This is a genomic window from Pseudoalteromonas sp. APC 3358 (assembly GCF_030408075.1).
Classification (GTDB): domain Bacteria; phylum Pseudomonadota; class Gammaproteobacteria; order Enterobacterales; family Alteromonadaceae; genus Pseudoalteromonas; species Pseudoalteromonas arctica.
In genome coordinates, this window is record NZ_JASDCE010000005.1 from 48,178 (window position 1) to 67,106 (window position 18,929).

Genomic DNA, 18,929 nt, shown 5'->3' on the forward strand with positions numbered 1-18,929 from the left:
ATTTTAATAAGTTTATTTTTATAAGTGGTGAGCATGCGTTTATTTTACCGTAATTGCGTATTAAGGCTTTCATTAATTCCGCTGTCTTTATTTATAGCAACCAACAGCTTAGCTACAGAAAGCCCTGCTGCTGTACCGCTGTATACAGAATCTGAGCTAATTGCGTTAATAAATAAAAATACGCATTTAGCGCGGGTAAAGGCAGATGATTGCCAGTTAGTGCAAGATATAGAAGCACGAGCCAATAAAATGGCATTGCCGTCTTATCAATTTTTATACGGCGATATGCTGGCTTATAACGTGTGCGTGGATCGTAATGTAGAGTTAGGTGTGTATTACATGCGAAAAGCGGCTGAACAAGGCTTAGCGGCAGCGCTAGAGCAGTTAGGGCGTTACTACGACACCGGGCGTTTAGTTCAGCAAGATAAAGCAATGGCAATTACGTATTTGCGTGAAGCGTCGTCGCAAGGCAATTTAAAAGCACAACTACGTTTGGTTAAATTATTTAATGATGGCTATGGCAGCCCGCGTGATTTTGAAGATGCATACCGTTGGCTGTTTAATTCTATGGTCGCAGATAAAGCGACTCATAAAAAAATTGAGCGAGCGCTGACTAAGTTAGCGCAAAAAATGCCAGATAGTGTGGTTGCGCGAGCTCGCCTTCCTATTTAATGGCCCTTAAAAAACAAAACCCTAACTTTTTAAGTTAGGGTTTTTGAGTTTTTACAGGTAGTAAAAGTGTTTAACTTTCTTCTTTAGCCTTTGTTTGCGGGTCTTTTAAGACCGACATTTTAGGCGGCTGTAATGCAACAACACGCTCGCCTTCTTGCGGCGGTTTCTCCATGTTGATTGTAAACGGTCTTAGCTTAATTGGCGTATCGTCGTCGCTGTCTTTATCACCTTTAAGAATAAACAAAGGGATAGCCTCAGGGTTCATTTCTAGGTATTGCTCCCAGCTAAACTCATCCGAGATACGTGTTGAACTAACCTTACCGCCTTTAGCTATGATACTGCTCAAACGAGCGTATGAGCCTTCGTCGCCAAACAATATTTGTCTAGATAAAAACGTTGCGCTGTCTTTATTTGCTTTAGCATGCGACGTTGATGAGCGAAGCGAAAATACATTTTTTTCATTAAGTAAATGCGAAAAGTATTGAACGCCTAGCGCATTATGATGACGGTTTGGCGATAGCGCTAAGACACTGCGAATAGTTGTTAGAGGTAAGTAGCGTTCAGCATGCTCTGATTGCGGGTTACCATAATAACAAGCTAAGCCATCCATACGTGCCATTCTGCAGTTTTCCCATGCAGGATCTGAGAGGTGAACCGGAATATTCTGCTCTTGTAAGCCACGTCCAATTGCACGCGATACATGGTTTGCACCAATAATTAATATTGTGTTTGGCGATGGTTGGCGTACACCTAATAGCTTGGCAACAGGGATGGCTGTTAAGCTTTGCAGCACAACCGTAATGATGATCACCGTAAATATAAGTGGCACCATCTTTTCAGCATCAGCAACGCCAGCTTCCATCATACTTAGTGCAAATACTGACCCAACGGCTGCGGCAACTATACCGCGTGGAGCAATCCAGGCAAGCACCAAGCGAGACTTCATTGGTAAGTCAGTACCAAAGGTCGAAATAGCAATACACAGTGGGCGTGCAACAAAAAGCACAATAGCTAAAAATATAAATACATCGCTGTCGAGCATCATCAAATCAGAAAGCTGTAAACGTGCTGCAAGTAAAATAAACAGCGTTGATATTAATATCATCGACAAGTCTTCTTTAAACTCAAGTACAGAATCTATTTCTAAATCGTCTTGGTTCGCAAGCCAAATACCAAATACAGTTACTGCTAATAAGCCTGATTCATGGCTTAAATAGTTTGATACAGAAAAACTAATAAGGACTAGTGCTAAAATTCCAAACTTATGTAATTCAAATGGCAGCCACTCGCGACGCATTAATAGGGTTGTTAGCCAACCTGCAGCAACACCAATACTTAAACCAACACCCAGGGTTTTAACTAAAGCAATAATAGTATGACTAAATACTTCGCCTTGGCCTACAAGCATTACAGCTTCAAATACCAATACAGCAAATAATGCGCCAATAGGATCTATTACAATACCTTCCCAGCGAAGTATGCGGTCTATGTCTTGTGTTGGACGCATTGAGTTTAATAGCGGTGCTATAACTGTAGGGCCAGTAACAACGAGTACTGCGCCTAGTACCGCAGCAACACGCCAATTGAGCTCAAGCAACCAGTAGGCGCTTAAGCTAATAATAATGCAGGTAGTAAGCATACCGATTGAGCAGAGATTCCTTACAACTTTTCCTATCCCTTTTAATTCTCTGAAATGCAGAGTTAAGGAACCTTCAAATAAAATGATGGCAACGCTTAGTGATACTACTGGAAACAGTAAATCACCTAAAAGTGCATCAGGGTCTAAAACACCACTAAATGGTCCAAGTAAAAGACCAGTAAGCAATAAAAAAAGAATAGCGGGTACTCTAAAAGCCCACGCGATCCATTGGGCAAGCACAGAGCAAAGTGCGATACCGGCTATGTAAATTGCTGACATAGATTAAGAATTCCTTATTTATGACGATATGTTTAGAAAGTATAACTTTTGTTAATTATTAATACAGGGGTATACACCGGAAACTGAAATATTACTAATCAATTTTAGCTGCTTATAAAAGATTAGTAGGCTTAAATTATTTAGCGAGAACTTAGCCACCTTATTTTGAAGTGTATTAATTGTTTAATTTATTGAATTTTAATAACAATATAAAGGGTATGAGTATTTCGTATTAACTTAGTTCGAATTTTAACCTTGATTTTAAAGGGGTATTTGGTGTATTATACTTCGTGTTCTAATAATTAGTCATCTAACGAAGTTTATTGAAGATAAAACAGGCTTGTTAATCTTAACGTTATTTTTAATCTTTATAATCATGTGTTAGTGATGTTTCTAGTATTAGAGCATTACAAAATATCATTTGCCGAATTCTTGGTATGGTTTTGCCAAACAAGTTTATTTAATTATTTAAGTAAATAAAGGTTTGAGTTGAACTATTACTTTCAATATTTAGCCCCCCATCGTGGCGGTTAAATCTCGGTCCTTTGGTCTTCACCCTATCTGTTGGTGTATCAGACTTTAGAGGCTCTATGTATGTTGTTAATAAAAAAGCCACACACAGCTTTTTACAGCGATGCATAAACAACACTTTTAAATTTTTTGATTAGTGCTGCTCAATATTATTGGGTTGTTGCTACTTTTACTTAACCTCAAATCTAAGCTTCTTGTTTTAGATATGGTTTTTGCGTGTGTGTAAAAAAGTGTTGCCTAAATGAAAAGAAAAATTCGAAGCTATGTTTTAAACCTAGCTACTTAGTTTTAGCTCGTCTAATTAAGATGAGCGCAGATAAAATGGAAAGTTGAGCATTTATGCAAAAGTTAAATTGGCGACGTATCGTACTTAAAGTAGGTAGTGCATTAATTGCACCAGATCAAGATGGCTGCCGTTCGCGTTACATATTAACCATCGCACAGTTCATTGTTCGTTGTCGTGCTCGTGGAATCGAGGTGATTTTAGTATCATCGGGTTCTGTAGCGGCTGGAGCGCATTTATTCCCATCAGACAAACCTCGCTCTGTGGTGATGAAAAAAGCAATGGCAGCAGCAGGCCAAACAGAAATGATCGCCATGTGGGACCGCTTTTTTGACTTTCCATCTGCGCAACTATTATTAACGCACGGCGATTTACGTGACCGCGAGCGTTACCAAAGTATTCGCGAAACAGTGTTTACTTTGCTTGAGCATGGTGTTTTTCCTATCATTAATGAAAATGATGCTGTAACTACCGACGACTTAAGAGTGGGTGATAACGACAACTTATCAGCAATGGTCGCAGCAGCAGCCGATGCCGATGCTTTATTAATATTCTCAGACGTTGATGGGTTATATGATAAAAACCCTAACTTACATGATGATGCGGTGTTACTGCCTGAAATAAAATCAATTGATGAATCTATTTATGCTATGGCAGGATGTGCTACAAGTGCTGTTGGTACTGGTGGCATGAAAACCAAAATAGAAGCGGCAGAAAAAGCAACGTCACATGGTATCGCGACTTATATTATAAACGGCTTTAAAGAAGAAACATTTACGAAACTGCTAGCTGGGGAAAATCCTGGTAGCGTATTTTTACCGTACGAAAAGCCGATGCAAGATTCTGTACATTGGATGACACACACAGCAAATGAGCAAGGTGAAGTTGTTGTTGATGGATCATTTGATGAATCCCTTGAAGGTGAAAGTGGATGTATTCGCGGTGATGAAATCATGGAAGTCCATGGTGAATTTGCTGTTGGTGATACCATTTTAGTACGTAGTGAAGACGGTACGCGTTTAGCTAAAGCGACCGCAAATTATAGTAGCTGTTTGTTAAACTTTATTGCAGACAACGAACAGAGTGAATTCAGCGAAAAAATGCAGGATTCAATTGGACCAGTTATATCTGAAAAACATATCGCATTATTGGAGAAGTCATGAGTTTAATTACGGACATTTCACGCCAGACAGCTAAAGCTGCCCATACACTTGCTTTACTCGATACCGAGACTAAAAATCAAGTACTAGTTGAAATGGCAGCGGCATTAAGAGAGCAAAAAGCATTTATAATCAAAGAAAACGAAAGTGACCTAAGCGCAGCACGCGACAATAACTTAGCAGCCTCAATGATCGACCGCTTAACGCTAAACGATGAGCGTATTGAAGCAATGGCAGAAGGTATTGAAGTAATCGTAAGCCTGGACGATCCTGTTGGTCAGCTACGTGATATTACAGAGCGTCCAAATGGCATTAAAATTCGTAAAATGCGCGTACCTCTTGGCGTTGTATGTATGATTTACGAAGCACGCCCAAATGTAACAGCAGACGCTGGCGCATTATGTTTTAAATCAGGTAATGGCGTAATTTTACGTGGCGGTAAAGAAGCACTTAAAAGTTCGCAAGCTATCGCAAGTGTAATGCACAGCGTACTTGAAAAGCATAACTTACCAGTATCACTTATTTCAGTGATTCCAGATCCAGATCGTGCACTATTAATGGAATTAATGCAGCAACGTGAAAGCATTGACTTAATAATTCCACGTGGCGGTGAAGGCTTAATTAACTTTGTTACTGAAAACAGTACGATTCCAGTAATTCAGCATTACAAAGGCGTTTGTCATCTATATGTAGATAAAGATGCAGACCTAGAAATTGCGCTTAACTTACTACTTAACGGTAAAACGCAGCGTACCGGTGTTTGTAATGCACTTGAGGGCTTAGTAGTTCATCAAGATGTTGCAGATGAGTTTTTAAATCTGTGCGCAGTTGTATTACGCCAAGAAGGTGTAAAAATAAATGCTGACAGCTTTGCAGCTAAATACTTTGATAATGCAACTGTGTTAGCCGATAACGAATTTGGTGAAGAATATCTAGACCTAGAAATCGCTATTCGCGTTGTACCAAACTTTACGGCAGCGGTTGAACACATTGCACAGTTTGGATCAAACCACACTGAAGTAATTTGCACTAAAAACGCAGCCGCTGCAGAGTTATTCCAGCGTAGTGTCGATGCTTCTGTAGTGATGGTTAATACATCATCTCGCTTTTCTGATGGCTCACAGCTGGGTCTAGGCGCAGAGATTGGTATAGCAACTTCTAAGCTTCATGCATACGGCCCTATGGGACTTGAGTCACTGACTACTGAGAAGTACTTAGTGAATGGTGAAGGCCAAGTTCGCGAGTAACCGCTAAAGCTTAATTTCATTAAAAAGCCGAGTATGGAAATACTCGGCTTTTTTGTTTTTTCAGACTACTCTGTAATTAATTTAGTTTTTCAAGCCAGTCGCTTGCAGGTTCAGGCCTGTGTAAATAATAGCCTTGAAGAATAACTTCTGGATATTCTTGCAATAAATCAAAGTGGGACTGGTTCTCTACACCTTCAGCAACTATCTCGAGTTCAAATAAACGGCCTAAGCTTACAATCATATCAATAATTAGCTTATCGTTATTATCAGTCGGTGCTTCCAATACAAAAGAACGGTCAATTTTTAGTTCTTGTATGGGTAATTGTTTAAGGTAAGTTAAACTCGAATATCCAGTACCAAAGTCATCAATTGATACCCTAATACCTAGCTTCTTGATAAAGTGAACAGCCTCAATAGCCGCTTCCATGTGATTAAGCAATGTACCTTCAATTATCTCAATAGTGAGTTGCTGAGGATTAATGCTATGTTGCTTTATTTGTTGGCTAATAAAGCTTAAAAAACGCGCTTCATGAAAGTGCCTGCCACTTACATTAATTGATAGGTTTAACTCAGGGTGAGTTTTACTAAGTTGCGTTAATATTTCAAGTGCATTTGAAGTTACCCAGCAATCTAAGTCATAAATTATATCTGACTCTTCGGCTATAGATATAAACTCACCAGGGCTAATGAAGCCTTTTTGAGGATGCTCCCATCTTAATAAAACCTCAGCCCCTTTAAGGGTTTGGCTTCGGTCAAATTGGGATTGTAAATATAGGGATAACTCATTATTTGAGATTGCTTTACGTAAATCTTGCTCTATTTCAAAACGGCGTTTTGCTTGCTCGCCAAACGAAGTATCAAAAAAGGTAACTCTATTACCGCCTTTTTCTTTTGCTTTGTAACAAGCCGCCTCACAGTTACGGATTGTTTCTATAGCACTTTCCCACTGATCTTCCCGAGGAAAAATATACGTGCCAATACTTACTGTTAAGCTAACGTCTTGTTCATCAACGACAAAGGGGTGGTTTACACTTATGATCAGTTCTTGGGCTTTATTTTCAGCCATAGCTTGGGCTCTGATCCTGCCAACGCCTTTTTCAACTGTACACAGTACTGCAAATTCATCACTGCCTAAGCGAGCAATAACATCTTTTTTATTCACCTTAGAATGAATTCGTTTAGTTAATTCTTTTAAAATGTTATCGCCAGCGAGTAGGCCTAATCCATCATTTATTGAGTGGAAGCTGTCTATGTCAATAATATAAATATAGGCATAACTATTTTCGGTACTACAAACCTGAAGTTGCTGCTCCAACTGCTTTAAAAAACCATTTCGGTTGGGCAAACCTGTAAGTTCATCATGCCATGTGAGGTAGTGAATTCTTTCTTGCGTTATCTTAACGCTAGAAATATCACTAAATACACCAATATAGTGCACGTTGGTATCTTGCTCGCCTCTTACCATACTAAGAGTTAATAACTCAGGATAAAGCTCGCCATTTTTTCGTCTGGTTACTAGCTCTCCACTCCAATATCCTGCTTGGTTTGCATGATGCCATACTTGATCAAAGCTAATACTAGGGTGGTTATTTTGTTTAATATCGTGCAACTGCATTTGCAGGGAGTCAGATTCAGAGTAACCTGTAATCCGGCAAAATGAAGGGTTTACGGCAATGATTTTTCCGTTACTGTCGGTAATAACAACGCCATCAGCGGTTCCCGTTAGGGCTTGATAAAATAATTTTTGTTTTGATGAGAGCTCTTTTAATTCTTCTTCACGCTGGCTTAGCTCTTGTATTAGTGATTCTATTTCAAGTAGCTTGTCGTGCAGGTCAAAGTTTTTTTCGATAAGCCTATCTAGCATGCCTTGAGCGGTAATATGAGTGCGAATGCGTGCTCTAACGAGCGCTAGCTTGTAAGGTTTGTGTATGTAGTCAATTGCGCCCATAGCAAAGCCTTTTTCTTCAGACTCTTCTTCGGTAAGCGCAGTTACAAATATGACGGGGATGCCTTTGGTATTTTGTTTCGCTTTGAGTATATTACATACTTCGTAGCCGTCCATGCCAGGCATCATTATGTCTAATAAAATCAAGTCAGGCCGAGTTGACTCAATAAAGATCAAAGCCTGCTCACCACTAGTAGAAATACGTACATCGTAGTCAGTTAAAAGTCCTTCTACTAATACGTGTAAATTACTAGGTTCGTCATCAACAATAAGAATTAAAGGTTTATGTTTTTTCTCTGTGGTTAATCCATTACTGTTTGCGAGGTAATTTGAATGCACTATCTGTCCTTCTCTGCGTTCTTTACAATATTAAATCTAGTTCAGGTTAGTGGTTATGCCTAATTTTTATTATCGTTTCTATACTTATCAATAAGCTCAATTACTAACGCGTAGTTAAAATGATCAATTGCTTCTTTGAGCTTAAATAGAGAGTGGCCTCTAGCATATTGATTCATTTCTAGCTGTCTAATCAAACTGCTAGGTACGGGGCGAGCCGTTAATGCTAATGAGTATATATTATCAATAACCGAGTCTTCGTTTTCTAGTTCATGTTGCTGTATATGTTCTTTTTTAAAGCTATCAGCTATCAAAAATTGTTTTACAGCAAAAAGTGTAAGTATTAATTGCTCATTAAAATGAGATAAATTAATACTTTTCTTATCTATTAAGCTTTTCTCAACACTTTGCGCACTTTGTTGCAGTAGCTCAAAGCCTAATGTGCCGGCCAAGCCTTTGAGTGTATGTACTAGTCGAATTAAGCTTTCTAACTCTCCATTTTTGATTAATATATCAGCTTTAATCGAAAAGTCATTGTAATCGTTGACAAACTGAGTAAATAATTTAGCTAACAATTCGTCATTGTTTTCTAGGTTTTCTTTTGCTAAAGGCAGGTTTATAGTGCTCAGAGATTCGCTACTTTGCAGATGCTTTTCAATACTTTCGTAAAGCGCATCAAAAATAATCGGTTTTACTAAAAAGTCATCCATACCCGCTCTAAACGCTGCTTTTTTATCATTAGGATCTGCGGCTGCCGTAATGGCAATTATGGGAGTTTTGTAGCCTCGCTCTCTTAATATGCTTGTTGCTTCAAGCCCATCCATAACTGGCATTTGAACATCCATAAAAATAATATCGATGTCATTTATCTCTACTTTATCTAATGCATCATGTCCATTATCAGCAATGATCACGGTCATATCTAATTTTGCTAAAAGGGCGGAGGCTATTTCTTGGTTAATTCTATTATCATCAACAACTAATGCATTAAAACCCGAGAATTTAGGGTGAGGCTTCAATTGCTTTTCTTTAAAATTATTTGGTGAAAGCTTTCTTAAAATTTCAACTTCACTATTTTTATTACCAATAATTATAATGTCTATATTTTCATTTTTTGCAATTGGCTCAGGAGACTCTTCATCGGTAATTAATAAAATCAGTGTCAATTTTTCATTAACGTTTTTATTTTGAGCGTACAGTTGTTGTAAAATAAAGTTATCGTTGAGCTCTTTTTTTTCTATCGACATTATTACAATACTAAATGGGCTACTAGGCTGAGACATTTTTGCAATGGCCCTTAATGGTTCTTGTGTTGTTTCTGTCGTTATATTTATATCACTTAGTAAGTCCATTAATTTTTTAATTTGCTCATTATCGGGGCTAATTAATAAGGCGTGTTTTTTAAGCTTTTGTTGCTCAGATAAAGTAAAGGGTAGAGTAAAGAAAAACTCGCTACCTTGATTAATCGTGCTCCTTACTTGTATATCTCCGCCCAGCAATTTAGTTAATTGTTTGCTTATAGTGAGTCCTAAACCGGTCCCACCATACTTTCTTGTTGTGCTTGAATCACCTTGCGAGAAAGACTGAAATATAATTTTTGATTGCTCTTCAGTCATCCCAATACCCGTGTCTTTTATACTAAAGCGAAGGTTTATTGTTTTTTCGTGTTGAGATGTCGCTTCTATAATTAATGATATTTCACCATGCTCAGTAAACTTAATTGCGTTACCTACACAGTTATTTATTATTTGACTTAAGTGCATTGGGTCGCCAATAAGTTCAAGCCCTGCATCAACGTGTAAAGTAAAGTTTAATAACAAGCCTTTTTGCTTAGCATTTGTTGAGAATAAATTTTGAACGTTAGAAACTATAGTATGTAAGGTAAAAGGGATTTGCTCTAACTGAACTTTTTCCGATTCTAGTTTAGAAAAATCTAGAATATTATTTAAAATCTGCAATAAATTTTGAGCACTTGAAAAAGCTTTATCTGCATAATGTTTTTGTCTTGAGGGAAGCTCACTGCTTTGTAAGAGTTGCAACATACCTAATATGCCATTCATTGGGGTGCGAAGTTCATGACTCATATTGGCTACAAAATCTATTTTTGTTTTATTGGCTTTATCAGTTTGCTCCATAGCACTCGTCAGGTCGGCATTCATTGCTTCCATTTGGGAATTTAATACGCGGGTTTCGTTGAGTAGCTCTTTGGTTTGCTTATTTTTTAAATATAAAGCGTTGGCTGCTTTTATTACCGACGCTATTTCAGTTTGATTTTGGCTGTTATTTGAAATAGTTACTGGCTTTTCGCTATTCATATCTTTAAGTAATAAAGTGAGCTGAGTAATTGGTTTTATAACCGATCTAAAAATAAAATAGCTTAAAAATAAAATGATTAACATAATTAAAACGGCAAATATATTTGCCTGTTCTGTATTTTTTGTTAAGTGGCTACTTAGTAGCTCTTCTGTTTTGATTAGTTTATTTTTTTCTATGTTTTTAATTTCATTAGTTAAATACAGCAATTCGTTTTCTATGCCTGTAAGCACTACATTTACAGAAAAAGTGTAGCTACGGGTGAGTAATACAAGTTGGTTATAAGCTTGTTTTAAGCTTGTTGTTTTATTGGAGAGGGATTCATTTATTACAGAGGTGCTCGTTAGTTTTTTATGTAAGTGATTTAAGTTTTGTTTTACATTTTGTGCTTCATCAAAATTAGGTTTATAGAGATAGCTTATAATTGCGTGTTTTAAATTACTTATTGTGAGTAAAACATCGTTAAAAATAACTTTATTACCATTGTTTGAAGACCCTTCTAAATCACTAATTGTTACCTGTAGGTCATCAATAGGCTGTTTGAACTGAGTAGTGTAAAGGTGTTCGCGTTTTTGTCTGTTTACGACAACTTGGCCAAATGTATCTTGGTAATTATTTAGATACTCGCCAAGGCGTATTAGTGAGTTTTGATACTCAGGGGTCTGGTTTTGAGTGTTTGTTTTTAGCTGCTCGAGATTTAGATTTGCCTTATTTAAATAAAAATTAAATTTGGTAATCGTATTTTCATTTGCATTGTCAATAAATGAAACTGCATGCCCTTGCAGGGAAATAATATCGTTTTCTAAGTGATTCACAGCTTCACTTTGAATAAGCGCGTTATGCTGCGACTTTTGCAAGTTAAGTAAGGACGTTTGCGAATAGTTAAACAAATAGCTTTGTAAAAGAAGTAATCCAATCAGCGAACACAAAGCTAATATTATTTTTGATTTAATTGAATTTATTATCATTATCGGCTAATCAACTCATACCATTTTTGTAGACTGTAGTCATAGGTTGGCATAACTGTATTCCATACTGCTACATTGCTAAAGCGTTTATAGTAACTACCACCATTACGTTGCGCACCAGCTTTAATAGCTACGTCGCCATTTGTATTTAATAAGTCTATGTTTGTTGCTTTTCCACCGTACCAGTAATCCCATTCGGCCGGCGATAAGAGTAGTTTAGAGCGTTGTGGGTTACTAATGTAATAACCTTGGCGAGCAATAAATGCACCAGGCCAGCCTGAAAGCCACCAATTCATATAATCGTAAGCTGCATCTTTTACGCTACTTTGTGTTTGTGACGATAAACACATAACACCATGCCAGCCTCGGTAGCCTTCTTTTGGCGCGGCAAAACGAATATTAATATTTTGGCTGTTTAACGCAGAGACGGCAGGCGAAAACATACTTTCTATATGGGCTCGCTTACTTCTCATAAATTCAATCGACTCAGGAACCGAGTTCCAATAGCCACTAAAGTGACCTTGGCGTTTAAAGTCGAGTAATATACTAAACAATCTATCAAGTTCTGGGCGAGTCATCGCCCCTATATTTTTAAATTTTATAAGCCCTTTACTTTGCGCTGCTAGGGCTAGGTCAAAGAGTCCAATGGTAGGCGCATTTACGATAGCTACTTTACCTCTGTTCTCGTCATCAAGCAGCCAACTCCAGCTTTCTGTTTCGTATGCTATACCGGGCTTAATAAAATCGGTGTTGTAACCAAAAGAGTCAACATTATGCACATAAGGTAAAAAGCTAATATGATCGCTTTCTTGTGCGCTTAATGTGCCATCGGGTTGAACATTTAATAATTTATAGGGAGCATCACCTGCACCAATACTTGCAGTTTCGGTTAATTTTCCCGTTTTAGTAAGTGGATTTATCTCGTTAAAGTAGGTGAGTCGTTTTTTTTCTATTGGCTGTATAGAACCTGCATCCCAAAGCACATTAATGCTGTTTGACCATTGTTCGTATAAATCAAAGGAGCTAGGGTCCATTGATGCCTTTTGCAAAACGGCAGCGCTGCCTGCGGGAGTAAATTCTATATTAATACCCAAGTCACTCATCGCTTGTTTGCGGATAGCCTCTTGGAGTGTTACATGCGTACCAAGCACTCTTAATGTGACTTTTTTTCGGGCAAAAACATAAGGCGCATGTGTTATTGCACCAGCTGTTAAACCTATAGCAGCTAGCTTTTTTAGCGTCGAACGCTTAGGTATGTCCATGTTAAGCCTAAAGTACTAATGTGTGACATTATGTATAGCTAAGAACTTGTAAAGACACAAGTTGAATGGATAAATTTAAAATTATATAGAATGAGAAATTAAAATAGTAGGGTATCAAAAAATAATAAAACAATGGAAAAATAGAAGAGTAGAGCGAATTTGAAAAGGAGTAGGAAAGTGGTGGAGCTAAGCAGGATCGAACTGCTGACCTCCTGCGTGCAAGGCAGGCGCTCTCCCAGCTGAGCTATAGCCCCACATTCCTAAGTTACATATAATGTAACTGCTTGACTGCTGAGTTCCAAGCGGGACGAACTTTAAGTTTTTTTATAAAATTGGTCAAGTATTTTTTCGTAAATTTTCACTGTTTACGTCAATTTTTGTTAGACTCGGCTTAATTCAAAACTAAAACGATAAAAAACAATGAAAAAATGTGTTCTAGCGCTTATGGTTTTACTCGCTGGCTGTGCCTCAAATGATGAGCCGCCTTTTGAAATAAATAATAAACAGTTTCACGAAAAGCAAGATGAGCAAGGCAATAAGCTTTTTGCTTATGTTGTTTCGGTAAAAGCTAAGCATCGTGAAAACTTTAACCTAGACCGTGGTCCTAACAATAGACCAAGCCGTGGTGAGGTTAAGCAGTATATAGAGAAAGAGCATTTTGAAGAGTCGAGCATTCTAAAGTTACAGCTAGAAGATCAAGCAGTTGAATTATTAAATCAAGAGCTAAAAGAGCGTGAGTATTGCGATAACAAACATGAAGTTAATGATGTTTTATGGCGAGATTTGAGCGTACAGCTAAGAGGACGTTGCTTGTAATATGTTGGCTGATAAAACTAAGTTAGCAGAGCTTTTAGTGCGCCTAGATATTACTTACGATGCAATAGAACATCCGCCGCTACATACTAGCTTAGCGGCTGATGAGTTTATGATTGAGCGTCCAGGTACTCGTCTTAAAAACCTATTTTTACGCGATAACGAAGGCAAGCGACACTTTTTAGTTATTACAGCGCACAATAAGCAACTCGATTTAAAGGCACTATCAAAGCAACAAGGGCTTTCGCGTTTAGGGTTTGCATCGAGTGAACGCTTAGCAACGTATTTAAAAGTGGCTCCTGGGTGTGTATCTATGTTGGCTCTTTTAAATGATAAGCAAAACGAAGTGAGCTTATGGGTCGATCAAGATATTTGGGGTGGTGATTTGTTTCATTGTCATCCGTTTGAAAACACCCAAACATGGTTGCTTAGTAAAGCTGATTTAGAAACATTTTTTAATCACACAAAGCATCAACCGCGCGTTGTATTTTTACCCTCAAAATAAGCCCACATAATTAACGATAAACCGCATAAGCAAACCGCGAGCAGCGTAAACATAAACGCTGTTTGCCCATGATGTTGGTATACCACACCGGGTAATAACGACCCCAATGCCCCACCACTGTAATAAAACGATACATATCCGCCATTGGTTACGCTTGGCGGGGCTTTACTTATTTTATTAACGAGCGGTGCGGCAGTTGAATGAATCACAAACATAGCACCACAAAACAAAGTAAATGCGATTAAAAATAAGCTAAACTGGTGGCTCATTAATAAAATAATACTCACACTATAAAAACTAAATACCGCAGTTAATAAATGCCAAGGCGAAGGGACTTTTTTAAGTAACCAAGGTGCAGCAATAGAGGCGAGGGCACCAACTAAATAACCACTGTAAACTAAACCTATGTCACGAGTATTGGTAATTAAAAACGTGTTTTGTAATATAAACGGTAAGTAATTAAGTAATGCAGCAAAACAAAAAAACATACAAAAGACGGCACCGTACACTTTAAGGATAGCGCCTTCTTTAAGTTGTTTAATGTAATCCAGAGGGGAGAGCTGCGACTGTGTAGCTGGGTTTGTAAAGCGAGAATGCTTAATTGTCAAAGCTAAGCAAATAAGCATAAAAGCAATTACGTAATAAAAGCTCTGCCAATTCCATAAGTCGCTAAACAAAGCTGCGAGCACACGACCAAAGTAACCACCAACTATACTGCTACCAATATATAGGGTCATATTTTTTTGAAGTGTATCAGCGCTATAACTCATGCCTATATAGCTAGTCATTGCTGTTAAAGCTGCGGGGAGCGTTAAACCTTGTAAAAATCTGACTAATAATAAAAGCTCAAAGCTAGGTACATAAATAAAAAGTAAGCAGCTAAGGCCTAAAAGCACCATTGCAATACGTAATATAAGTAGTGGATTTATTTTTGCTAAAAATAAACCATAAACGAGCGGGGCAATGGCTAAGGGCAGCATAGTTGCAGTCATTAAGCTGCCAGCTACCGCAGGTGCTACATTAAATTCGCTCGCAAAAAGGCTAAGTAGGGGCTGCGGTGCATAAAGCACAAAAAATATAAATACCGAGCAAACGAGTAGATGAGGTAAACGCATTATGTGGCTTGTGCATTTGCTGATTGGTTGCGTGGTATTGTATTAAAAATTGCTTTTAATTCATAATTAAAACCATAGCCATTGCGCTATATCATGGTTTGTTTTAACTAGTTTGCTAGATTAATGTCGATAGCGCTGTTATTTGAACTCGTTGGTGATTAAAATAGCGATAATATTAGTTTTTAGTGGAACAAAGTCATGGGTTCATTACAAGACCAATTGCTTCAAGCAGGATTAACAACATCGCATAATGCTAAAGTTGCTAAATCAGAAAAGCGTAAGCAACAAAAAAAGCAAAAGAAAGGGGCTACTAGCAACCCAAGTGATCTGCAAAAGCATATTCAACAAACCAAGCTAGAGCAGCAAAAAAAAGCTGAAGAGCTTAACCAAACACGCCAAGTGAGCTTAAAGCAGCGCGAACAAGAAGCGCGTGTTAAACAAATTTTAGAGCACCACAACCAAGACGCTATTCGTGGTGAGCGCACATTTAATTTTACTTATCAAAATAAAGTAAAAAATATCGACGTGAACGAGAAAACGCAAAAAGCGTTATCGGGCGGTCGTTTAGCTATTTGTGTACTAGAAGGGCAGTTTTACGTACTAGACGACGAACCAGCACGCAAAGTGGCTGAAGTTGACGAAAAGTATATTGTTTTTCATGTAGAGCCAGAAAACAAACCAAAAGATGAAGATGACCCATACGCAGACTTTGAAGTACCAGATGATATAGTGTGGTAATAAGTTATTAAGGGTAAGCTCATTTTTATTTGCTAAAGTATATGAAAGTGAGACAGAAACGAGTTAGCGGTTTTTGGTTAAGTTGATCGTCTAGCGTCGTTTCGTACGTATGCTTTTTATTTGATTGTTTACTACAATCAATAGAACAGTTTTTCTAACCGTCAAAAAAGAAGAGTAAATACAATGAGCAAGATGAAAACACTACTATTAGGCGCGGGTATTACTTTAGCCGCAAGCTTCTCGTTTAATGCAGCTGCTGCCGATGGCGCTGCACTTTATACCGCTAAGAATTGCCAAACTTGTCATGGCGCTGAAGGTAAAGCACCAATTATGGGTATGTACCCTAAACTAAACGGTCAAAACAAAGACTACTTAGTAGCGCAAATGAAAGATATTAAGTCAGGTGCACGTAATAACGGTATGACCATGGCAATGAAAGCAATGGTTGCAACGGTAACTGATGAAGAGTTTGAAGCAATTGCAGATTACCTAGCTAACGTAAAATAATTTACGCAGTTATACCATTTTAATGCAATTGGTATTTTAGTTTTATAAACAGCCACACAATAGTGTGGCTGTTTTGTTTGGTGTTTGCTATAAAATAGAGACTGCTTTAGACTTCTAAACATCTGTTCGTACAGGTTAATAATGTACGTTTTTAAAAGGCTTATTATGTTTGATTTACCCCAACTCGATTTAAAAAATAAAGTATCAGCACAAGAGTGGCAACTTCGTGTTGATTTAGCCGCGTGTTATAGACTGGTAGAGCACTTTCGTTGGGGGGATTTAATCTATACGCATTTATCAGCACGTTTGCCTGGCACAGATCACTACCTAGTAAATGCCTTTGGTTTAACCTTTGATGAAGTAACTGCGTCTAATTTAGTAAAGGTCGACTTAGACGGTAACATTATTGACGATACGCCATTTAGTATTAATCCAGCTGGTTTTACTATTCACAGTGCGATTCACGAGGTACGCGAAGACGCTCATTGTGTTATTCACCTTCATACTAAAGAAACAATCGCAGTCGCTACACAAAAAAATGGTTTATTACCGCTTAGCCAATATTCAATGTTTTCACTGCCATCGCTTTCTTATCATGGCTACGAAGGGCTTGCAGTAAACGACGACGAGCGAAAAGTGCTGCAAGATGATTTGGGCAGCACTAACCATATGTTATTGGTAAATCACGGTGGCTTAACAGTAGGCCCAACGGTAGGCGATGCGTTTATGCGCTTTTATGATTTACAGCGAGCGTGTGAAATTCAACTAGCGCTACAATCAAGCTCGCAAGAGGTGATTGAAGTACCGCAACCTATAATCGACAATATTTATAATCAAGCAAACGTAGTACACAGTGGCAGCACCGGCGGGCAACTTGCGTGGCCTGCAATGTTACGAAAAGCGTATCGACTTGACCCTAGTTTTGCAAAATAACCCATAGCGGTTAATAAGGAATTTTAATGAAAGTAAATCGCGTTGAAGTATTTGATATTCACTGTCCTGATAGACCTTCGTGGACACCTGTGTTTGTACGAATTCATACTGACGAAGGTATTAGTGGTGTTGGCGAAGCCGGCCTTGCATACGATTTAGGTCACAGTGCTGCAGCGGCTATGATTAAAGAAATGGCCGACGCCTTTTTAATCGGCCACGACCCATTTCAAACAGAAAAACTATGGTCACGTATGTTACGTGAAAGCTTTTGGGGTTTAGGCGGCGGACCTGTTGTATATGCTGCAATGAGCGCAATTGATACCGCACTTTGGGATATAAAAGGTAAAGCGCTTGGTTTACCTGTATACCAGTTATTAGGCGGTAAAGTTAACGACAAACTACGCACTTACGCATCGCAATTACAGTTTGACTGGGATAGCGAATTTAAAGCGCTAGTACAACCGCAAGAATATGCAGAAGCGGCTTTAAAGGCGATGGCCGAAGGTTACGATGCAGTAAAAGTAGATCCAATTCAGTACGATAAAGACGGTAATACTTATTATGACCGTACAAAAATAATTTCACGTACTGAAATGAAGCTATACCGTGCGCGCATGCAAGCTATTCGCGAAGCAGTAGGCGACGAAGTAGACATTATTTTTGAATGCCACAGTTTACCTGGCGTGACAACAGCCATTCAGTTGGGTGAAATTGCAGAAGAATTTGACTGTATGTACTTTGAAGAGCCAGTTAACTACCTAAACCATTCATTGCATGCAAAAGTAGCAGATAAAGTTAATGTGCCAATTGCTGGTGGTGAACGTTTGTATAATCGCTGGGGTGTACGTCCGTATTTAGAAGATCAAAGTATTGATGTACTACAGCCAGATATTGGTTTGTGTGGTGGCTTTACCGAAACTAAAAAAGTATGTGATTACGCAGATATCTTTGATGTGCGTATTCAGGCTCACGTATGTGGCGGGCCTGTTGCAACAGCAGCATCACTGCACTTAGAAACGGCTATCCCTAACTTTTTGATTCATGAGCACCACACTTATGCGATTAAAAAGTGGAACCGCGAGTTATGTTTACAAGACCCACAACCTAAAAATGGTTTCTTTGAAGTGTCAGAAGAGCCAGGGTTGGGTATTGAATTAAATGATGAGATTGTTATGCGGTCTCAACGCGTAGAAATAAAATAATAGTCTTTTAACCTAACTTTAGGTCATGCATTAAAAAGCCGGTAAGTGATTGGTCACTTACCGGCTTTTACTTGTTTGGGGGAGGCAAAGCTTGTTATAACTCGTTGATTTTACATTCCACGTCTTTAAGTTCAATAGTTGCTTTACTATCGAGATGGCGTATGTAGCACTGATTACCTTTAATCATCAATTCAAACTGATCGGGTGTATTGCGACTTTGCGTGTCGATAATATTATTACCATCTACATTGCTAAGGGTTACTGTGCTGCTGGTAGTAAATACATCATCAGCTAATTGAGCCTCTTGCATATGTACAAGTGTTTTAATTGCTTTGCTAACGGCTGTTTTATTTGGCTTTGCCAGTAGGGCATGTTGCAGCTTAGGTGTCGGGTCTGGGTTTTGAGATATGCAGCCATTGAGAAGAAGCGCTGAAAATACAACGATTAGTAAAAAGTACATTTTCATAAATTGGCCGTATTA

The 18,929-nt window shown here is 38.3% G+C and carries 15 protein-coding genes and 1 tRNA gene; 9 read left to right on the plus strand and 7 right to left on the minus strand.

Going from position 1 to position 18,929, the window contains the following annotated elements; translation table 11 throughout:
- Positions 1–33 precede the first annotated feature (33 nt).
- A complete protein-coding gene (locus QL995_RS09340) occupies positions 34–672 on the plus strand; it encodes an SEL1-like repeat protein (protein ID WP_007586412.1) in 639 nt (212 codons plus the stop codon).
- A gap of 70 nt (positions 673–742) precedes the next feature.
- On the opposite strand, the gene QL995_RS09345 is transcribed toward QL995_RS09340, so the two are convergent.
- Positions 743–2,590, minus strand: a complete 1,848-nt coding sequence (locus QL995_RS09345; RefSeq protein WP_290294039.1) for a sodium:proton antiporter — start codon at positions 2,588–2,590, stop codon at positions 743–745.
- 870 nt (positions 2,591–3,460) lie between these two features.
- Between QL995_RS09345 and proB the strand changes: the two genes are divergently transcribed.
- The gene (gene proB, locus QL995_RS09350) at positions 3,461–4,567 is read left to right on the plus strand and encodes a glutamate 5-kinase (protein WP_010554355.1); all 1,107 of its coding nucleotides are present in this window, start codon (positions 3,461–3,463) and stop codon (positions 4,565–4,567) included.
- The gene (locus QL995_RS09355; RefSeq protein ID WP_007586417.1) at positions 4,564–5,811 is read left to right on the plus strand and encodes a glutamate-5-semialdehyde dehydrogenase; all 1,248 of its coding nucleotides are present in this window, start codon (positions 4,564–4,566) and stop codon (positions 5,809–5,811) included. Before proB ends, QL995_RS09355 begins: the two co-directional genes overlap by 4 nt.
- A 76-nt stretch (positions 5,812–5,887) precedes the next feature.
- Here the strand turns inward: QL995_RS09355 and QL995_RS09360 are convergent, their stop codons facing one another.
- The 4 genes from QL995_RS09360 to QL995_RS09375 form a co-directional block, all read right to left on the minus strand.
- Positions 5,888–8,095, minus strand: a complete 2,208-nt coding sequence (locus QL995_RS09360) for an EAL domain-containing protein (RefSeq protein WP_010554356.1) — start codon at positions 8,093–8,095, stop codon at positions 5,888–5,890.
- 59 nt (positions 8,096–8,154) lie between these two features.
- The gene (locus tag QL995_RS09365) at positions 8,155–11,373 is read right to left on the minus strand and encodes an ATP-binding protein (RefSeq protein WP_290294040.1); all 3,219 of its coding nucleotides are present in this window, start codon (positions 11,371–11,373) and stop codon (positions 8,155–8,157) included.
- Positions 11,373–12,635, minus strand: coding sequence for an extracellular solute-binding protein (locus QL995_RS09370; RefSeq protein ID WP_290294041.1), 1,263 nt, complete (start codon positions 12,633–12,635; stop codon positions 11,373–11,375). The genes QL995_RS09365 and QL995_RS09370 overlap by 1 nt, the downstream gene beginning before the upstream one ends.
- A gap of 178 nt (positions 12,636–12,813) precedes the next feature.
- Positions 12,814–12,889 (minus strand) — tRNA-Ala (locus QL995_RS09375).
- A 166-nt stretch (positions 12,890–13,055) separates the two neighbouring features.
- Here QL995_RS09375 and QL995_RS09380 point away from each other — a divergent pair.
- A complete protein-coding gene (locus QL995_RS09380; protein ID WP_010554359.1) occupies positions 13,056–13,451 on the plus strand; it encodes a hypothetical protein in 396 nt (131 codons plus the stop codon).
- Between the two features lies 1 nt (position 13,452).
- Positions 13,453–13,953, plus strand: coding sequence for a prolyl-tRNA synthetase associated domain-containing protein (locus QL995_RS09385; RefSeq protein WP_010554360.1), 501 nt, complete (start codon positions 13,453–13,455; stop codon positions 13,951–13,953).
- Here the strand turns inward: QL995_RS09385 and QL995_RS09390 are convergent.
- On the minus strand, positions 13,920–15,068 hold the full coding sequence (locus tag QL995_RS09390; protein WP_282115018.1) for an MFS transporter: 1,149 nt from the start codon (positions 15,066–15,068) through the stop codon (positions 13,920–13,922). The two genes, QL995_RS09385 and QL995_RS09390, sit on opposite strands and share 34 nt — an antisense overlap.
- Before the next feature lie 198 nt (positions 15,069–15,266).
- On the opposite strand from QL995_RS09390, the gene QL995_RS09395 reads away from it, so the two are divergent.
- The 4 genes from QL995_RS09395 to QL995_RS09410 all read left to right on the plus strand — a co-directional run bounded on the left by QL995_RS09395 (position 15,267) and on the right by QL995_RS09410 (position 18,448).
- Positions 15,267–15,806 (plus strand): DUF2058 domain-containing protein, encoded by a 540-nt coding sequence (locus QL995_RS09395; RefSeq protein ID WP_002957867.1) that lies wholly within the window; start codon positions 15,267–15,269, stop codon positions 15,804–15,806.
- A gap of 183 nt (positions 15,807–15,989) precedes the next feature.
- Positions 15,990–16,313: a c-type cytochrome gene (locus QL995_RS09400; RefSeq protein ID WP_002957866.1), complete on the plus strand. Its 324-nt coding sequence runs from the start codon at positions 15,990–15,992 to the stop codon at positions 16,311–16,313.
- Between the two features lie 165 nt (positions 16,314–16,478).
- The gene (locus QL995_RS09405; RefSeq protein WP_010554363.1) at positions 16,479–17,246 is read left to right on the plus strand and encodes a class II aldolase/adducin family protein; all 768 of its coding nucleotides are present in this window, start codon (positions 16,479–16,481) and stop codon (positions 17,244–17,246) included.
- Positions 17,247–17,272: 26 nt separating this feature from the next.
- Positions 17,273–18,448, plus strand: a complete 1,176-nt coding sequence (locus tag QL995_RS09410) for a mandelate racemase/muconate lactonizing enzyme family protein (protein WP_007375956.1) — start codon at positions 17,273–17,275, stop codon at positions 18,446–18,448.
- A 94-nt stretch (positions 18,449–18,542) separates the two neighbouring features.
- Here the strand turns inward: QL995_RS09410 and QL995_RS09415 are convergent, their stop codons facing one another.
- Entirely contained in the window at positions 18,543–18,914 is a 372-nt protein-coding gene (locus QL995_RS09415; RefSeq protein ID WP_290294043.1) for a hypothetical protein, read from the minus strand.
- Positions 18,915–18,929 lie beyond the last annotated feature (15 nt).